Below are 17,552 nucleotides of genomic sequence, written 5' to 3'. Positions count from 1 at the left end.
GATCAAGTACCTCCAAGATATACCTATAAACAATTGGCCTATTATCAATAAAAAATTGATAATAGGCCGCACACTATCGTTGCAATGTCAATACTTTTCTTTGAAAAATAATAAAAAAAGAGAGAGGGTATATTTGCAATATAACCCTCGAATGTCATTCGGTCCTTAACTTAATGACATTGCTGCTGGATCCATTCATATTTTGACACAGTCAAAACAAGAAAGTGTATGCATTCTTAAAGAAAATGTCATGTTATTGGATCCTTCTAAACAATCATTGCAGGATTGGCTGGATATGGAAATCAGGAAGATTTAAGAAAACAAATAGAAGATATTTGCCAGGAAGCTTTCAAGGGCTATACGTATCTTTTATATAATGATGTTCAAATAGCTTTGGCAGGAGCGTTAGCTAATCAGGATGGTATTGTTGTGATTGCAGGAACAGGCAGCATCGCTTATTCATGCTTGAATGGACAAACAAAAAGATGTGGTGGCTGGGGTTATCAGCTAGGTGATGAAGGTAGTGCGTATTGGATGGGAAAAGAGCTTATGAAAATATATTGTCAACAAGTTGACGGAAGATTAGAAAAGACAAAATTGTATGATAAAGTTAAAGAAAGTTTATTATTAGAAAATGACTATGATATCATTTCATATCGTCATCATCTTCAAAACGAAAGAAAAGATATTGCACTTTTAGCAAAAATCAATTATGAATTGGCTTTAGAAAATGATCTGTATGCTTTGCAGATTTATAAAAATGCCGCAAGTTATCTTGGTCAACTGATAAAAGTTCTAGCTCGAGATTTTCATCAAGCCGTACCAGTATCTTATATAGGAGGCGTTTTTCAGGCAGGTGAATATATTTTAAAGCCATTAAAAGAAACATTACAGACGACATCATGTTATTTACAGTCACCGCTTTATCCACCAGAATATGGAGCATATTTATTAGGGTGTATGTATACTCAAAAGATACTCAAAAAATAAAGAGTATCTTTTCTTTTGAATTATGTTACAATAATAAAGAAATGAGTGTGATAAAATGATAACTCCTAGACATTTGGTAAAAACGATTACAGGTCAATATAGAATCATAGTCATTAGTGATATTCATGGTCATTTAGATAGATTTCAGGCACTTTTAAAAAAAGTCAAATACACACCTGAAGATTATCTGATTATTTTAGGTGATTTTGTAGAAAAAGGTGACCAGGTTATTGAAACCATTCATTATGTTCAAGAACTATCTAAACGTGATCGTGTTTTTGTACTCATGGGAAATTGTGAATGGGCATTAGACGCATTGCTGACAATACCTGAACTGGCAAATCAGATACAGGGTTATTTAAAGCGTGTTTCCAGCAATGGCTGCATACGTGAAGTTTATCATCGTTTACATTTGGATCAGGGGCATGAAACAATGCTAGGTATTCAAAAACAGATTGCTGATTATTTACGTGATGAAATTGCATTTATATCTCACTTACCTGTTACATTAAAGTTGAATCAATTTCTATTTGTTCATGCAGGTATTGAAAAAAGAAAAGATTATAAAAACAGTTCTTTATCTTCATTGTTGGAAATGAAATATTTTTACCATCAGGGACATCTTTTAGATGATATGGTTATTGTAGGACATTTACCTACATCCAATTATTATCCAAATCAAATATGTAATGATATTATCATTGATGAAAAGAAAAAAATCATTTGTATTGATGGGGGAACGGGTGTCAAATCTATTTCACAATTAAATGCATTAATTATTGAATCTAAAGATGGTGTTATTCATTACTCACAAGAATATGTTCAACCTTTGCCATATCATCATGTTATATCTGATGTAGAAATATATCAAAATGAGAAGCATAAAATTGCATATCCACACTTTGAAGTGGAAGTCATCAAAAAAGGTGAGGAATTCAGTGAGTGTTATCAAAAGGAAACGCAACAATATTTAAAAATAAAAAACGAGTTTTTATATAAGCGTCATCATCAGACATATTGTTTAGATGATTATACTGATTATTTTATTTCAGCCAAAAAAGGTGATCTTGTGAAAGTTATAGGAATCTATAGTCATTATGCATATGTGATTCATCAAGGAGAAGTGGGCTGGATTGATGTCAAGTGTATAAATTTATAAAATGAGTTTATACTTATATAGGTGATAATATAATGCATAATGAAATATATATTGAAGAATTGTTAAATGGTTTAAACATGGGCTTGCTGGCTATTGATCATTTGATTGACAAAATTGAAAATGATCAATTACGTGATATCGTTTTACATCAAAGAAAAGCCTATGGAGATTTGAAAAACAAAATAACACGTGATGACTCTCATACTGAAGATCATTTGAAAAATAAGATGATGTTAGAGTCAATGATTGAAATCAAAACATTATTAACAGACGATGCTAAAATTGCAAAGATGTTAATAGAAGGAAGTAATCAGTCAGTTATGACAATGGCACATTTATTGAATAAAGATCATCATGTCGATTTAAAGGTGAAACAATATAGTGATGAATTTGAGGAAATTTCTCAAAAATACATAGATGAATTGAAAGCCTTTCTTTAAAAAGTTTATGAGTGATGATGAATTTATTTGATTGAGTCACTATAAGATGTTTTGTATTTAAAAAAGGTGTCGAATAAAAGAAAGGGAGGAAAAAGATATGAATGCAAAACAATTAGATGAAGTGGTACATAAAACACAGGAGTTAATCAAGACACCGACTTGTTGCCAGGAATTAAAAGAAATGGCGGAAAAATGGTTAAAATCAATAGGAAGCGAAAATGAAGCTTTGATGACACAACAATATATGACAGAATTAAAAGAAGATATCATGCCTATTGACAATTTAATTGCCTTTGCAAGTTCAAAGGATGGACAGATATATTTTGGTGAAAGTAAAGCCAAAGAAATTGTACGTCATAGTCAGGAAATCCAAGCACAGGGAGCTCAATATTGTGATTGTCCAGCTTGTGCTATTGTAGAAGACATTCTCAAGACATTAGAAGGATAATAAAAAATAAGCAAGTCCAAATGGCTTGCTTATTTTGTTAACATTTTTTTCGCTTGAATAATAATTGTTGGTAAAAGAGCGAATCCATAAATAACAAGAAGTTGATTTATAGAAATTGTATGAATCATAAATAATCCATGCATTGCTGGAACAAATAAGATGAAGTGTAGTAATGCAAAACCAATAATAAATGCAATAATGCTTGAACGGTTTGTAAAGAAACCAATTTTTGATAGTGGTTGAGAACTACGACAATTGAAACCATGTAATAAACGAGCTAAACAGATTGTTGCAAAGGCCATTGTAGAAGCTGTTAAAGGATCTCCTTTTAATCCAGTTAAGTATGCACACATTGTACAAATAGCAATAACAATACCTTCATAACTGATTTGGAAGAAAGTTGATTTGTTAAGAATAGAATCATCAGCTTTACGTGGTTTTTCTTTTAAAACATCATTACGCCCAGATTCCATACCAATCGCAATTGCAGGTAAAGAGTCGGTAATAAGATTCATAAATAATAAGTGAACAGGGAAGAAAGGTGTAGGTAATAAAAGAAGTGAAGCGACAAATACACAAATAATTCCTGCAAAGTTACCAGATAATAAATAATTGATAGAGTTTTTGATATTACGGTAAACATTACGTCCAGTAATAACAGCTTTGACAATAGTAGAGAAGTTATCATCTGTTAATATCATATTCGCAGCATCTTTAGAAACTTCAGTACCCGTAATTCCCATAGCAACTCCAATATCACTTTGTTTAAGTGCTGGAGCATCGTTGACACCATCACCAGTCATGGCTACAATATCTCCGCGTTTTTGCCAGGCTTTGACAATACGAATCTTATGTTCAGGAGCAACACGTGCATAAACACTGATGTGTGTTAATTTTTCATCTAATTCTTCATCACTCATTTGATTTAATTGTTGACCATCAATAGATAAGTCACCATCTTCATAAATACCAATCTTTTTCGCAATGCTTCTGGCAGTCACAACATGGTCACCCGTAATCATAATAGGCTTAATACCTGCCATTTTACATTTCGCAACGGCATCAGCACTTTCTGGTCTTGGCGGATCCATTAAGGAAACAAGACCAACAAATGTTAGATTGTTTTCATCATCTAATTGAATATCATGACTATCTAAATCTTTATATGCAAAACCTAAGACACGTAATCCTTCATTCGCATAATTTTGATTTTGTTGAAGGATTTCGTTTTTATAACGTTCTGTTAGTGTTTCTTTTTGTCCATTGATAAGGATAGATGTACATCTTTGTAAAATAACATCTGGTGCTCCTTTTGTATATAAATGATTTAAAGAAGAAACACTCATTAATTTACGATCTGAATCAAATGGTAATTCGTTTTGACGAATAGCAGTATTTTCAAATTCTGGATCATTTTGTGTATGAAGATGAACCAAATCAATTAAAGCTAATTCAGTTGGATCTCCAATTCTTTGTTCTCCATTAATCACAGCATTATTACATAATAAACATGCTTTTAATAAAACATTGTGATCATGATGATGACTATCTAAATCATCAATTTCTAATAATTTGTTATTTAAATAGATTGTTTGAGGTGTCATTTTGTTTTGTGTTAAAGTTCCTGTTTTATCACTACAGATAACAGATACACAACCTAAACTTTCGACTGAATTCAAATTTTTAATAATGGCATTTTCTTTAACCATTTTTTGTGTACTCATAGATAAAACAATTGTCACAATAGAACTTAAAGCTTCAGGAATAGCAGCTACAGCTAAGGCAACAGCAATCATTAAAGCATCAAGTAAAGATTCATGAGCTAAGAAAATATTTAAAGCCAAAACAAAGGAACAAATAATCATAATCGCAACAGATAATTTACCACTGAAATCATCTAAACTCTTTTGTAAAGGTGTTTTACGATCTTTCGCTTCATTTAACATAGAAGCGATTTTACCGATTTCAGTATTCATTCCAATGCTTGTTACAATATAACGACCTGTACCATTTGTGACTAAACTTCCAGAAAAAGCCATATTTTTCTGATCTCCAACAATGACTTCCTGTTCAATAGTATCAGTGATTTTATCAACACTATCAACCTCACCAGTCAAGGCACTTTCGTTAATTTGAAGAGATGCTGATTCAATAATACGACCATCACCACTGACAACATCACCTGCTTCAATTTGAACAATATCACCAATTGTTAATTCGTTAGAATTTAATTCACATAATTGTCCATCACGTAAAACTTTGACTTTAGGAATAGAAAGTTTCTTTAAACTTTCTAATGATTTTTCAGCTTTTAATGTTTGAACTGTTCCTAAAATCGCATTAATGACAATAACCACAACAATAACAAGTGTACTTTCCAGCTGACCACTTAATCCAGAGATAATGGCGGCAATAATTAATATAATAACTAATAAATCTTGAAATTGTTTTAAGAAAATCAAGAAAGGACTTTCTTTTTTCTTTTCAGCCAATTCATTTTTGCCATACTTTTCTTGTCTTGACAAAGCTTCTTGAGTTGATAAACCCGATTTTGTTGTCTGACAATCATTTAATGTTTGTTCAATACTTTTTTGATAATACATACTTTTTCCTCCATTTTTCATCTTCAACGAATAAAAAAGACAAGCTCGCTAAAGATTTATATGTCTTTAACGAGTCTTGTCTTTAAGATGCACCAGAATAATAAATTATTCGCGATTGTTGATAACATCACACATATTGTGAGACTACTCCCTCATTGCCATTATATTAACATACTCGTCAAAATATGTAAATAGAAAATCTTTGAATTATTTTTGTGAAGAAAGTTGACTGTTATTTATCATGAAATAGATATAAATGGATAAAAATCAATACTATGGAAAGGTTATTTGGCTTTGATTATGCACTATCTTTAAACCAATAAACAAGTCCATTTTCCTGATAATCTCCAGTCAATGGGTTGATTGGTATTTTTTTGAGTTCTGATGATGGCTCATACCAGAGTTCTTCTTTTTGCATAAAGTTTGCCATTGTCTGGAAAATGACTTTTGGAATTCTCGTATCTGAAGTCATATTCATTTCACGATTATCATCATAGCCACACCAGCTTAAAATTGTATATTGTGGATTATAGCCCGCACATAAAGAGTCATAAGGTGTTGAACCAGTTTTCGTGGCAAATGTTGTGTTTGTAGGATAATTAACCATCGTAGGTGTTGTATAGGATTGAAAGGACTTTTCAAAAGGTGCAGTTAATAATTGACTCATCATTAAACAGCTATCCTTATTTAAAAGCTGTTTGTTTTGAGGCTTATATTCATACAAAACATCACCATTATTATTTGTAATCTTGGTAATCGTATGAACATCATTGTAAATACCTTGATGAGCAAGTGTGGTATAAATAGCAGAAAAATCATAAACATTGGTATTTAAAGTTCCTAAGGCAAGAGATGGATGAGGAGAAATATGTTGATATCCAAATTGAGAAAGTGTATTCACTAATGCCTGTTCTCCTAAAAACATATGTGTTTTCACTGCATAAATATTATCACTCACCGCAATCGCCTGTGCCATTGTAACATCATCATTGGCATATTTTTTGTTGAAATTGGTTGGTGTATATGTTTTTCCATTTTCTAATTGAAAAGTAGTGGGTTCACTTTTGAATTTGGTAATAGGCGTAAAACCATTTTCTAAAGCAATATAATAAAGTAATGGTTTGATAGTAGAACCAACCTGACGTGAAGCTTGGGTTGCACGATTGAATTGTGAAGTCGCATAATCTTTACCACCCACCAATGCTAAGACTTCAGATGTCTGACTATCTAATATGAGACTAGAGACTTCTAATTCCTCTCGATCTTTCATTTGTTCGGTAATGGTCTGATTGAGCTGATCTTGGATTTGGGGATTTAAACTTGTCTGTATATTTAAACCTTGATTGACATATTCTTCTTTATAAAAGCCAAGCTCTTTTAGCTCACTTATAACCGTATCACGATAATAGGGATAAGCACATTGGATGGTAGAAGATGGATGAGGATTGAGTTTGAATTCACTTTGATAAGCCTGATTTGCCTGTTGTTGTGTAATCTGTTTTTCATGAACCATTGCATCTAAAACGATTTTCTGTCTTTGTTTAGCTGCTTTGATATCTTTAAATGGTGAATAATACTCAGGACCATTAATCACTCCAGCCAACATACTGGCTTCATTTAAATCTAAATCACGGGGTTGTTTATTAAAATAGTATAGACTGGCATTTTGAATACCATAAATACCATGTCCAAAATAAACAGTATTAATATAACCTTGTAAAATTGTATCCTTATTATAATGTGTTTCTAGACGAACAGTTAAAAAAGCTTCTTGGATTTTTCTGGACCATGTTTTGTCATTATTTAAAAACATTAATCTGGCATATTGCTGGGATATTGTGCTGGCTCCTTCGACACGACCATTTTCACTGATATTGGCTTTAATAGCACGTAAAATACCAACGGGATCAAAACCACGATGTTCATAAAAACGATGATCTTCAATAGCCACAATACTCTTTAAAAAATAAGGTGAAACATCTTTGAGCTGTACATCATTACTTTGTTGTTGGGATTGATAAAAAAGTTGTTGATTTTGATCATACATTCTAATAATATGACCACCATTCAAATCAGGAGCTTCAATGATATAACTTATAGAATAGACACTTATCATAAATACAAAACCAGCAATAATGATTCTTCTTAACCATTTGATACATTTGATCATGACTTATCACCTCATTTTTTCATTTTTGCCGATATTTATGAATAATATTCATGATTCATGGAAAATATGGGAATAAGAAATAAAACGTGACTTTCTCGTTATGGTTTTGTTATAATGTAGGCGGTGATGTCAAATGTATCAAACAAAACAAATTCATTATAAAGCAATTTTTAAGCAAGATCATGATCAGCATAAAATTGAATATAAAGCCAAAGGATTATTTCATCAAGATCAAAAAACAAGTCTTGATTTTGATACACCTGAAGGACATATTCAAATATCTTATGATGATCAGGAAGTGCATTTACAACATGGAAATTCACTTTTAAAATTTCATAAAGAAAAACCACTTTGGAATCAATATCAATTACCTTATGGTTCAGTTGCTTTAAAAACAAAGTTACTGAAATTTCAAAATAATCAAGATAGCATGAAATTGAAATATGAATTGTATGATCAGCAAGGGTTAATTTCTACAGTTTATATCATGATTACAATGAAAGCCTATTGTCTGGTGGACGAACATGAAAATATTTAAAATATTTTTAAATCGTATTTTTGTGTTTGGTTTTCTTATCTTGATTCAAATATTATGGGTATTTTTTATAGGTAGAGAATTATTGGAACATTATTCTTGGATTCATTATCTGATGCGATTGATCAGTTTGATGGTTGTCTTATGGTTAGTTAATAAAGATGAAAATCCTTCTTATAAGATATCATGGATTATTGTTGTTTTATTATTCCCAATGTTTGGGGGATTATTATATTTATTGATTGGAAATAAGAAACCATCTCATAAGATACGTAGAATTTTACAGCCTGCTTTAGATGAAATCAGTCAAGTTGCGATATTAGAAGATGATGTTTCCAAAACCCTAACAGAGTCCAAACAGGATGCGCTTCATTATTTATCTGATTTGGGATATGGAACTTATTTAAGAACAAAGTGTCGCTATTATTCGTTAGGTGACTATTGTTATGGAGATTTATTGAAAGATATCAGTCAGGCTAAAAAATATATATTTATGGAATATTTTATTGTATCTGAAGGATTGATGTTTGAAAATATTTTAAAAATTCTCGCTCAAAAAGTTCAGGAAGGTGTAGAAGTTCGTTTTATTTATGATGATGTTGGCAGTATAACAACACTTCCTTATCATTTTGAAAAAAAGTTAGAACAACTGGGAATTCAATGTGTTGTCTTTAATCCTTTTATACCGCTTGTTTCTGCCGGGATGAATCATCGAGATCATCGTAAAATTTGTATTATAGATGGAAATATTGGATATAGTGGTGGTTTTAATCTGGCTGATGAATACATTAATGTGAAAGTGCGTTTTGGGCATTGGAAAGATACAGGTATTCGTTTAGAGGGACAAGGTGTCTGGAATTTAACAACCATGTTTTTATCAACATGGAATGCCTATAAACATCAAGATGATGATTATACACAGTATCAACCTCATCAATTGCCACCTATTCAACAGGATGGATATGTAGTAGCTTATGGAGACTCACCTGTTGACCATGAAGAAACGGGTGAAAACATATATTTGAATCTTATTAATCAAGCTCAAAAAGAAATTCTTATCATGACGCCTTATTTTATTATTGATGAAACAATGATGAAAGCTTTTTTACTGGCAAGAAGAAAAGGGGTGCGCATTCAAGTCATTACTCCTGGGATTCCAGATAAAAGAAATGTGTATCATGTGACACGCTCTTATTATTACTCGTTAATGAAAGAAGGGGTTGAATTCTATGAATATAAACCTGGCTTTTTACATGCTAAAATGGTTTTATGTGATCAAAGAATAGCAACCGTTGGAACTATTAATTTTGATTATCGTAGCTTGTATTTACATTTTGAATGTAATGTGATGGTGACCCAAAAATCTGTCATTAAAGATATTTCGAAAGATTTTAAAGAAACATTAGCATTAAGTCAAAAAGTCACGCTTAAAGATAGTCGTCGTTTTAGAGGAATATATGAAGCTTTTTTAAGGTTATTTGCACCATTAATGTAGAAAAAATGTTGACTATATCGTCAAATATGATATTGTATTAAAAGTATGATAAGAAGGAGGATATTATGGCTGTTAATAAAATAGAACTTTCATTAAAGAAGGTCTTACAAAAAGCAATTATTGATTTAAAATTTGTGGAAGATTATCCCCTTGAACAGATTGTAATAGAAATTCCTAAAGATAAAGCTCATGGAGATTATTCTACAAATATGGCAATGCAATTAACAAAAGTTTTAAGAAGAAATCCAAGAGAGATTGCTAAGTCTATTATTGATGCATTAGATTTAGAAGCAGGACATATTGAACGTGTAGAAATAGCTGGACCTGGTTTTATCAATCTCTTTTTAAAGAAAGATGCTATGACATCAGTGATTAAAGATGTTTTAGATGAACAAGATCATTATGGATATTCTGATTTTGGTCAAGGGATTAAATATAATATTGAATTCGTATCTGCTAATCCAACAGGTGATCTTCACTTAGGACATGCGAAAGGAGCTGCGGTTGGTGATAGTATTTGTCGTATTATGAAAGCTGCTGGTTATGATGTGACAAGTGAGTATTATATTAATGATGCTGGTAATCAGATTACAAATTTAGCTTTATCATTATATGCCAGATATTTACAGGCTTTTGGACAAGATGCCTCACTTCCAGAAGATGGGTATCATGGACCAGATATTATTCAAATTGCTGAAAATTTGAAAGAAGAATTTGGTGATAAATTCTTAAATATTCCTAAAGAAGAAGCCATTGCTTATTTTAGAAAAATTGGGACAGAACATGAATTACAGAAAATCAAAGATATTTTAAAGGAATTTAGAGTTCAACATGATGTCTGGTTTAGTGAAACATCATTATATGAAAATAATAAAATTGAACCCACAATTCAAAAGTTAAAAGATCAGGGATATACTTATGAAAGTGAAGGGGCTTTATGGTTTAAATCTACTGAATTTGGTGATGATAAAGACCGTGTTTTAATTAAAAGTGATGGAAGCTATACATATTTGACTCCTGATATTGCATATCATTTAAATAAGTTGGATCGAGGATATCAGTATCTTGTTGACTTGTTAGGTGCAGATCATCATGGTTACATTCAACGTATGAAAGCTGCTATACAGGCATTAGGTTATAATGCAGATCAACTCAACATTGATATTATGCAGATGGTTCGTATGGTTGAAAATGGTGAAGTTGTCAAAATGAGTAAACGTACTGGTAATGCTGTGACAATCAAAGATTTAATTGAAGATATCGGAGTTGATGCAACACGTTATTTCTTTGCATCTAAAGCAGCAAGCTCACCATTTGATTTTGATTTAGGTTTAGCTAAATCTCAGTCAAATGATAATCCTGTTTACTATGCACAATATGCTCATGCAAGAATGTGCTCAATTGAAAGACAGGCTATGCAGGCTCATATCGAAGTTGCCAATCATTATGAATTATTAGTTCATGAAAAAGAAATTGAATTGGTTAAACACATTAATGAATTTAGAGATGAAGTGATTGAAAGTGCTAAACAAAGAGCTCCTCATAAAATCGCAAATTATATTCAAAAACTTGCGCAATTATTTCATTCGTTCTATAATGATTGTTATGTAATTGATGAAAATCATCTTGATTTATCATCACAAAGATTAGCTTTAGTGAAAGCTGCTCAAATTACTTTAAAAAATGCATTAAATTTAATTGGTGTGAATGCACCAGAAAAAATGTAGGAGGATATTATGATTGATTATAGACAAAGTTCAATGGTAGATGTTGCATTTGATTTAATGACAAAGAAAAAAAAGCCAGTTGATTTTTATAAATTATGGCAGGAAGTTTCTGAAATCAAAGGATTTAATCAAGAAGATAAAGATGAAAATGAATCTTTATTTTATACAAACATTACTTTAGATGGACGTTTTATTACAGTAGGTGAAAATCGCTGGGATTTAAGAAGTCGTCATAAATTTGATGAAGTGCATATTGATATGAATGATATTTATGCTGATGATGAAGAAGATGCATCTGAAGAAGATTCTGATGATGGTTTAATTGAAGATGATTATAATTAATAAAAAAGCAAATCACATTGAAGTGATTTGTTTTTTATTAATGAGGTTATTGAAATAGAGTTTTCAGGATTTTATATATTTAAAAAGAAAGTGTTTTACTCAAACAGGAAAAATGATTATAATGAAAAAGGTGAACCAAAATGAAAGACATTTATTATCAAGTGACTGGACAGGGATTTCCTGTAGTATTTTTACATGGTAATGGCGAAGATCATCATATTTTTGATCAGGCAGTCAATCTCTTATCAAAACAATATCAATGTATATGTATAGATTCTCGTTATCATGGGCGAAGTGTTCATGCAGGGGAACTCTCATACCAGCAGATGTGTCAAGATGTTATGGCGGTTATGGATGAATTAAACATTGCTGCATACGATGTGATAGGATTTAGTGATGGTGGTATTGTTTCACTTATGTTAGGAATGCAGGATTCAAGTTTAAAGCATATTATATCTATTGGTGCGAATACCAAACCACGTTATATCAAAAGATTTTATCGTTTGACTTTTTATTTACAAATGATATGTCTAGCTATTTTTTCTATTTATCAAAAGAAAGCCAGATTAACATTTCGATTATATAAATTAATGTTAACACAGCCTCAAATTGAGTATAAACAACTTCAACAGATTCATGTTCCTGTTTTGGTTTTAGCAGGAGAATTTGATATGATTGATGCAAAAGATACAAACCATATAGGGGATTCATTACCTTATGGAATTGTGAAAATTATTCAACATGGCAATCATTTTTTATTAAGAGATGCATTTCAGGAAACAGTAAAAGAAATTTCTTTGTTTCTAGAAGCATGTCATCAGGAGGAGAATTATGAGTGTATGTCAAGTTCGACAATTGAAGATAGGTGAAGGAAAACCTAAAGTTTGTATTCCTGTTGTAGAAACAACAACATCTTCTATATTGAAACAGATTCAGTTTTTACAGTCCTATCTATTTGATATTATAGAATTACGTATTGATTTTTATCAGGATATTCATGATTTACAAAAAGTCCAGGATTTACTGATGCAAATTAGAAATCAAACTGAAAAACCACTGTTATTGACATATCGTTCTGCTAGAGAAGGGGGACAAATCCAATTAAGTGATGAAGCATATCTTGCACTTGTCAAAACAGCATGTCAAAGTCAATGTATTGATATGATTGATGTAGAATTGATGAGTGGCAATGTGTTGGTTTGTCAAATGGTTGATATAGCACATCAAAATCATGTGAAAGTTCTGATGTCATATCATGATTTTGAACAGACACCAAAGATTCAGGAAATGAAACAATATTTAGAGAATATGGAAATTCTCGGTGCAGATCTATGTAAAATAGCTGTTATGCCACATCGTTATCAAGATGTGATCGACTTATTAAATATAACAATGGAGATGTCACACAGACTTTCTCGACCTATTGTCACAATGTCTATGGGATCAATAGGGAAAATTTCAAGAATTGTCGGAGAATTAACAGGTTCTGCCATGACATTTGCCAGTGTGAATCAAGCGTCTGCCCCAGGTCAAATGGAGGTAGAAGATTTACAGAGACTTTTGGAGGTGATTCATCATGATTGATTTACTAAAGGCTCAAAAGGCTTTTCAAAAATATATCAGTCATTATGATTCCACAATTCCATCTATTCGTTTAAAAATCATTCATACTTATAAAGTTATGGAGTGTAGTGAATATTTGTGTCATAAGCTCCATTTGTCAAAAGAAGATAGTGATTTAGCTTCACTCATTGCTTTGCTTCATGATATTGGACGTTTTGAACAATGGATGAGATATCAAAGCTTTGCTGATCATAAAACAATTGATCATGCCTTATTTTCTAGTCAGTTGCTGTTTGATGAAGGGCTTATTAGAGAGTTTATTGAGGATGATCAATATGATGATATTATTAAGCACGCTATTGAACAGCATAATCGTTATCAGGTAGAAGATGGTTTTGATGAGAAAACATTATTATTTATTCATTTAATAAGAGATGCAGATAAATTAGATAATTTTAGAGTAAAAGAAGAAGAAAAAATAGAGAATATATTATATGTATCTTTAGATGAGGTGAATCATGAGCAGATTTCTGAAAAAATTTATCAACAGTTTTCACAGCAACAGTTGATTTATGCTCCTGATCGACACACACATATTGATATGTGGTTATCTTATATTGCTTTTATTTTTGATTTGTATTTTCAAGAAAGTATTCAATATATTCAAGACAACCATTGGGTTGAACGCTCATTTCAACGTTTAAATCCTGTAGATTTTAAAGTGAATAAACAATATCAAACTTTAAAGCAGATTGCTTTAGATTATATACAAAAAAGGAGTGCAGTATGAATCATAAAAAAACAAGAAAAATGGTTTATTTAGCCCTGTTAAGTGCGATTGCGATTGTCTTACATACAGTAGAAGCAGCAATTCCTGTTCCTTTGCCAGTTGGTGCAAAGCTAGGGCTAGCTAATATTATTTCTTTAGTCGTTATTCATCTTTATGGTATTAAAGAAATGTTTATTGTGAATATATTTAGAGTTCTGGTTTCTAGTTTATTAACAGGTATTTTTATGCAGAATCCATTCTTTATTAGTTGTGGTGGTGTTTTTTTAAGCAGTTTAGCTTTAGCTATTATTTATAAATTTGTAAAACTACCAATGGTTTCTACATCTATTGTGTCAGCTATCTTTCATAATATTGGACAAGTCGCTGTTGTTGCTTTTATATTTTCATTTGCGGGTATCATGGTTTATGTTTTACCATTACTTATCACATCTATTCCAACAGGAATTTTAACAGGACTTGTTGCAATTGAGATTTTAAAACGTGTTAAAAAGGAACAATTTCAATAAAGTGAATCCAATTTGTTGGACACTTATTTAAATTTTGTTTTAAGCAGTTAATAAGGATTGATTCCTGTACTGAACAGGAGTTAATCCTTTTAATTTCTTGTACCTTGACATATATAATAATTCGATGTTATCTTGAAAATAATAAGTTGAATAATATTATAAAAATGGAATTTATCAAGGAGATGTACATGAGAGAATTATTTGATTTTATTGTTTTATTTTTCATATATATTTTTGTGTTCTATAGAAAATGGGAAGTACAAGGAAAAGATGTATTATTTATAAATACGATAATGTATATATACTTATCTTTTATATTATATCTGACTTTAATGCCTATATTAGTATCTTTACCATTTATATTTAATCATCCTTATGAATTGATGAACTTAGTTCCGTTTGTTGATGTAACAAATGGAAGAGGTGATTTTATCAGACAGGTAGTATTAAATATAGTCATGACCATTCCTTTTGGATTTTTATTACCATTAGTAAGAGAGAAAAAGATAAATTTATTGAACGTTATTTTCTATACTTTTCTATTAAGTTTAGGTATAGAAATCTTACAACCATTTATAAATGGTGTAAGATCATCTGATATAACTGATATAATAACAAATGTGACAGGAGGTATGATTGGATATATCTTATATTTATTATTCAAACCATTTGTAACTAAAATACTTCATTGTGTAAAAATGGGAGATGTTAATTAAATTAAAAAAATATTGATATGGAATCAGTAAATTTGAAACGGTTGATATGGAATCAGTCGTTTTTTATTTACAGACTTGTTATAATAGAGTGAGGAGGGTATTTATGGAAGAATATATTTTAGCAATTGATCAGGGAACGACAAGTACCAGAGCTATTTTATTTGATCAACATGGACATTTATGTCATATGCAACAAAGAGAATTTAAACAATATTTTCCTCATCCAGGATGGGTAGAACACGATGCTAAAGAGATATGGAACTCGGTCGTAGAAGTGGTTCAGGCATTGTTTACGATTGATAATATTCAGTCTTCACAGATCAAAGCTATTGGAATAACCAATCAAAGAGAAACAACGGTCGTATGGGATAAAACAACAGGAGAACCTGTTTATCATGCCATTGTCTGGCAATCACGTCAATCGCAGGATATTTGTGTTGAATTGATTGAAAAAGGTTATAGTCCTATGATTCAAGAAAAAACGGGATTAATTATTAATCCGTATTTTAGTGCCAGCAAAATCAAATGGATATTAGATCATATTGATTATGAACATAAGGATCAGTTATTATTTGGAACGATTGATACATGGCTGATCTGGAAATTGACTGGTGGAAAAGTACATGCGACAGATTATACCAATGCTTCAAGAACAATGTTATATAATATTCATGATTTAAAATGGGATGATGATTTATTAGCGTTATTTGATATTCCTAGAAGTATGTTACCAAAGGTGAAAGAATCTTCATGTATATATGGATACAGTGATGAAACGCAAATGAGTGGATTGCATTTTAGAGCACCTATCTGTGGAGTTGCAGGTGATCAACAGGCATCATTATTTGGGCATACTTGTTTTCAATCAGGAGATATCAAAAATACTTATGGAACAGGATGCTTTATTTTAATGAATACTGGTCATATGCCTGTAACATCAAATAATGGTTTATTGACAACAATTGCATGGGGACTTCATGGAGAAATCACTTATGCTTTAGAAGGGTCTGTTTTCATTGGCGGAAGTGTTATGCAATGGTTAAGAGATGGTCTTCATTTAATACAAAATGTTGGAGAAACAGAAGCTATGGCTCAATCTTTAAAGAATAATGAAGGTGTGTATCTCATCCCAGCATTTGTTGGGTTAGGCACGCCCTATTGGGAAAATGATGTCAGAGGAACAATCTTTGGCTTAACACGAGGAACTTCAAGAAATCATATTGTGCGTGCAGCTTTAGAGTCTATCGCTTTTCAAAGTTGCGATGTGATCGAAGTGATGAAACAGGAAACACATATTTCTTTAAAAAGTCTATCAGTAGATGGTGGAGCAACAAGTAATGCATTTTTAATGCAGTTTCAAAGTGATATGCTTCATATTGATATATTACAGCCACAAGTTAAAGAAACAACAGCCCTTGGAGCAGCATATTTAGCTGGTTTAGCTATAGGTTTTTATAAAAGTCAGGATGATATCAAGAAAAATCATCACTTTGCTCAAGTATATCATCCAGTCATGAATCAACAAGAAGCTTTACAATATTATAAGCAGTGGCAAAAAGCAATTGCAGCAACATGTGTATTTAAGTAGGAGGGTTTTATGAAAGCAAAAAGAATTGTGGCTTTGACTTTATTAACATGTTTATTGATGGGATGTCAGCAAGCCGATAAAACAGCTAAAAACGATCAGTCAACTGTTGAATTGATTCAAACTGATGATAACTGGGGAATTGCTTTGTCTTCGACAGATGTCAGCAATACAGGCTTAACATTGATTTGTAGCCAAAATGGTGGAGAGATCACAGGTGAACTTCAAACAGGTGAAAAATACTGGATTGAAGAAAAGGTAGATGGAAAGTGGCAGGAACTTTCAACACCAGAAAAACCTATTTGGCAAGATTTGTCTTATACCATTAAAATGCAAAACTTAACACAATGGGATATTCAATGGAGTGACCTTTATGGGACATTACCACAAGGAGAATATCGCATTGGTAAGGAAATACAGGATTTTCGTGGTGGCAGTGACTATGATGAAAAAGCTTATTATGCTGAGTTTGTGATTGAATAG

The 17,552-nt window shown here is 31.5% G+C and carries 18 protein-coding genes; 15 read left to right on the top strand and 3 right to left on the bottom strand.

All coding sequences use genetic code 11. From position 1 onward, the window contains the following. Positions 1-285: 285 nt before the first annotated feature. From B5E48_RS02790 to B5E48_RS02775, 4 genes are all read left to right on the top strand, one after another. Positions 286-990: an N-acetylglucosamine kinase gene (locus B5E48_RS02790; RefSeq protein ID WP_158097251.1), complete on the top strand. Its 705-nt coding sequence runs from the start codon at positions 286-288 to the stop codon at positions 988-990. A gap of 55 nt (positions 991-1,045) precedes the next feature. Beyond that, a complete protein-coding gene (locus B5E48_RS02785) occupies positions 1,046-2,149 on the top strand; it encodes a metallophosphoesterase (RefSeq protein WP_087304017.1) in 1,104 nt (367 codons plus the stop codon). A gap of 32 nt (positions 2,150-2,181) precedes the next feature. After that, positions 2,182-2,589 (top strand): hypothetical protein, encoded by a 408-nt coding sequence (locus tag B5E48_RS02780; RefSeq protein ID WP_087304016.1) that lies wholly within the window; start codon positions 2,182-2,184, stop codon positions 2,587-2,589. 97 nt (positions 2,590-2,686) lie between these two features. After that, positions 2,687-3,037: a molecular chaperone Hsp90 gene (locus tag B5E48_RS02775; protein ID WP_087304015.1), complete on the top strand. Its 351-nt coding sequence runs from the start codon at positions 2,687-2,689 to the stop codon at positions 3,035-3,037. Positions 3,038-3,066: 29 nt separating this feature from the next. Here the strand turns inward: B5E48_RS02775 and B5E48_RS02770 are convergent, their stop codons facing one another. Together B5E48_RS02770 and B5E48_RS02765 are read right to left on the bottom strand one after the other, a co-directional pair. Further along, positions 3,067-5,640: a cation-translocating P-type ATPase gene (locus tag B5E48_RS02770; protein ID WP_087304014.1), complete on the bottom strand. Its 2,574-nt coding sequence runs from the start codon at positions 5,638-5,640 to the stop codon at positions 3,067-3,069. 298 nt (positions 5,641-5,938) lie between these two features. Beyond that, positions 5,939-7,810, bottom strand: coding sequence for a transglycosylase domain-containing protein (locus B5E48_RS02765; protein ID WP_087304013.1), 1,872 nt, complete (start codon positions 7,808-7,810; stop codon positions 5,939-5,941). Positions 7,811-7,943: 133 nt separating this feature from the next. Here B5E48_RS02765 and B5E48_RS02760 point away from each other — a divergent pair, with 133 nt between their 5' ends. From B5E48_RS02760 to B5E48_RS02725, 8 genes are all read left to right on the top strand, one after another. Next, positions 7,944-8,348, top strand: a complete 405-nt coding sequence (locus tag B5E48_RS02760) for a DUF1934 family protein (protein WP_087304012.1) — start codon at positions 7,944-7,946, stop codon at positions 8,346-8,348. Beyond that, positions 8,335-9,840, top strand: coding sequence for a cardiolipin synthase (gene cls, locus B5E48_RS02755; protein ID WP_087304011.1), 1,506 nt, complete (start codon positions 8,335-8,337; stop codon positions 9,838-9,840). The genes B5E48_RS02760 and cls overlap by 14 nt, the downstream gene beginning before the upstream one ends. Positions 9,841-9,905: 65 nt before the next feature. Continuing rightward, complete coding sequence (gene argS, locus B5E48_RS02750; RefSeq protein ID WP_087245823.1) at positions 9,906-11,567, top strand: arginine--tRNA ligase; 1,662 nt, start codon at positions 9,906-9,908, stop codon at positions 11,565-11,567. Positions 11,568-11,576: 9 nt separating this feature from the next. Further along, positions 11,577-11,909: a DNA-directed RNA polymerase subunit delta gene (gene rpoE, locus B5E48_RS02745; protein WP_087245822.1), complete on the top strand. Its 333-nt coding sequence runs from the start codon at positions 11,577-11,579 to the stop codon at positions 11,907-11,909. A gap of 140 nt (positions 11,910-12,049) precedes the next feature. Further along, positions 12,050-12,778, top strand: coding sequence for an alpha/beta fold hydrolase (locus B5E48_RS02740; protein ID WP_087304010.1), 729 nt, complete (start codon positions 12,050-12,052; stop codon positions 12,776-12,778). Continuing rightward, complete coding sequence (gene aroD / locus B5E48_RS02735) at positions 12,741-13,493, top strand: type I 3-dehydroquinate dehydratase (protein ID WP_087304009.1); 753 nt, start codon at positions 12,741-12,743, stop codon at positions 13,491-13,493. Before B5E48_RS02740 ends, aroD begins: the two co-directional genes overlap by 38 nt. Beyond that, on the top strand, positions 13,486-14,262 hold the full coding sequence (locus B5E48_RS02730; RefSeq protein WP_087296696.1) for an HD domain-containing protein: 777 nt from the start codon (positions 13,486-13,488) through the stop codon (positions 14,260-14,262). The genes aroD and B5E48_RS02730 overlap by 8 nt, the downstream gene beginning before the upstream one ends. Beyond that, positions 14,259-14,768 (top strand): Gx transporter family protein, encoded by a 510-nt coding sequence (locus B5E48_RS02725; protein ID WP_087245814.1) that lies wholly within the window; start codon positions 14,259-14,261, stop codon positions 14,766-14,768. Before B5E48_RS02730 ends, B5E48_RS02725 begins: the two co-directional genes overlap by 4 nt. A 39-nt stretch (positions 14,769-14,807) precedes the next feature. On the opposite strand, the gene B5E48_RS14060 is transcribed toward B5E48_RS02725, so the two are convergent. Continuing rightward, on the bottom strand, positions 14,808-14,879 hold the full coding sequence (locus B5E48_RS14060; protein WP_143747004.1) for an IS3 family transposase: 72 nt from the start codon (positions 14,877-14,879) through the stop codon (positions 14,808-14,810). Between the two features lie 77 nt (positions 14,880-14,956). On the opposite strand from B5E48_RS14060, the gene B5E48_RS02720 reads away from it, so the two are divergent. The 3 genes from B5E48_RS02720 (at position 14,957) to B5E48_RS02710 (ending at position 17,552) form a co-directional block, all read left to right on the top strand. Beyond that, complete coding sequence (locus B5E48_RS02720) at positions 14,957-15,484, top strand: VanZ family protein (RefSeq protein WP_158097250.1); 528 nt, start codon at positions 14,957-14,959, stop codon at positions 15,482-15,484. A 103-nt stretch (positions 15,485-15,587) separates the two neighbouring features. Further along, on the top strand, positions 15,588-17,072 hold the full coding sequence (gene glpK, locus B5E48_RS02715) for a glycerol kinase GlpK (protein ID WP_087304007.1): 1,485 nt from the start codon (positions 15,588-15,590) through the stop codon (positions 17,070-17,072). Between the two features lie 9 nt (positions 17,073-17,081). Then, entirely contained in the window at positions 17,082-17,552 is a 471-nt protein-coding gene (locus tag B5E48_RS02710) for an immunoglobulin-like domain-containing protein (protein ID WP_087304006.1), read from the top strand.

It is taken from the genome of Massilimicrobiota sp. An105 (assembly GCF_002161155.1).
In the GTDB taxonomy this organism is placed as follows: Bacteria; Bacillota_I; Bacilli_A; order Erysipelotrichales; family Coprobacillaceae; genus Allocoprobacillus; species Allocoprobacillus merdigallinarum.
Note: the sequence above shows the minus strand (reverse complement) of the source record. Positions and strands in the feature narration are given on the sequence as shown.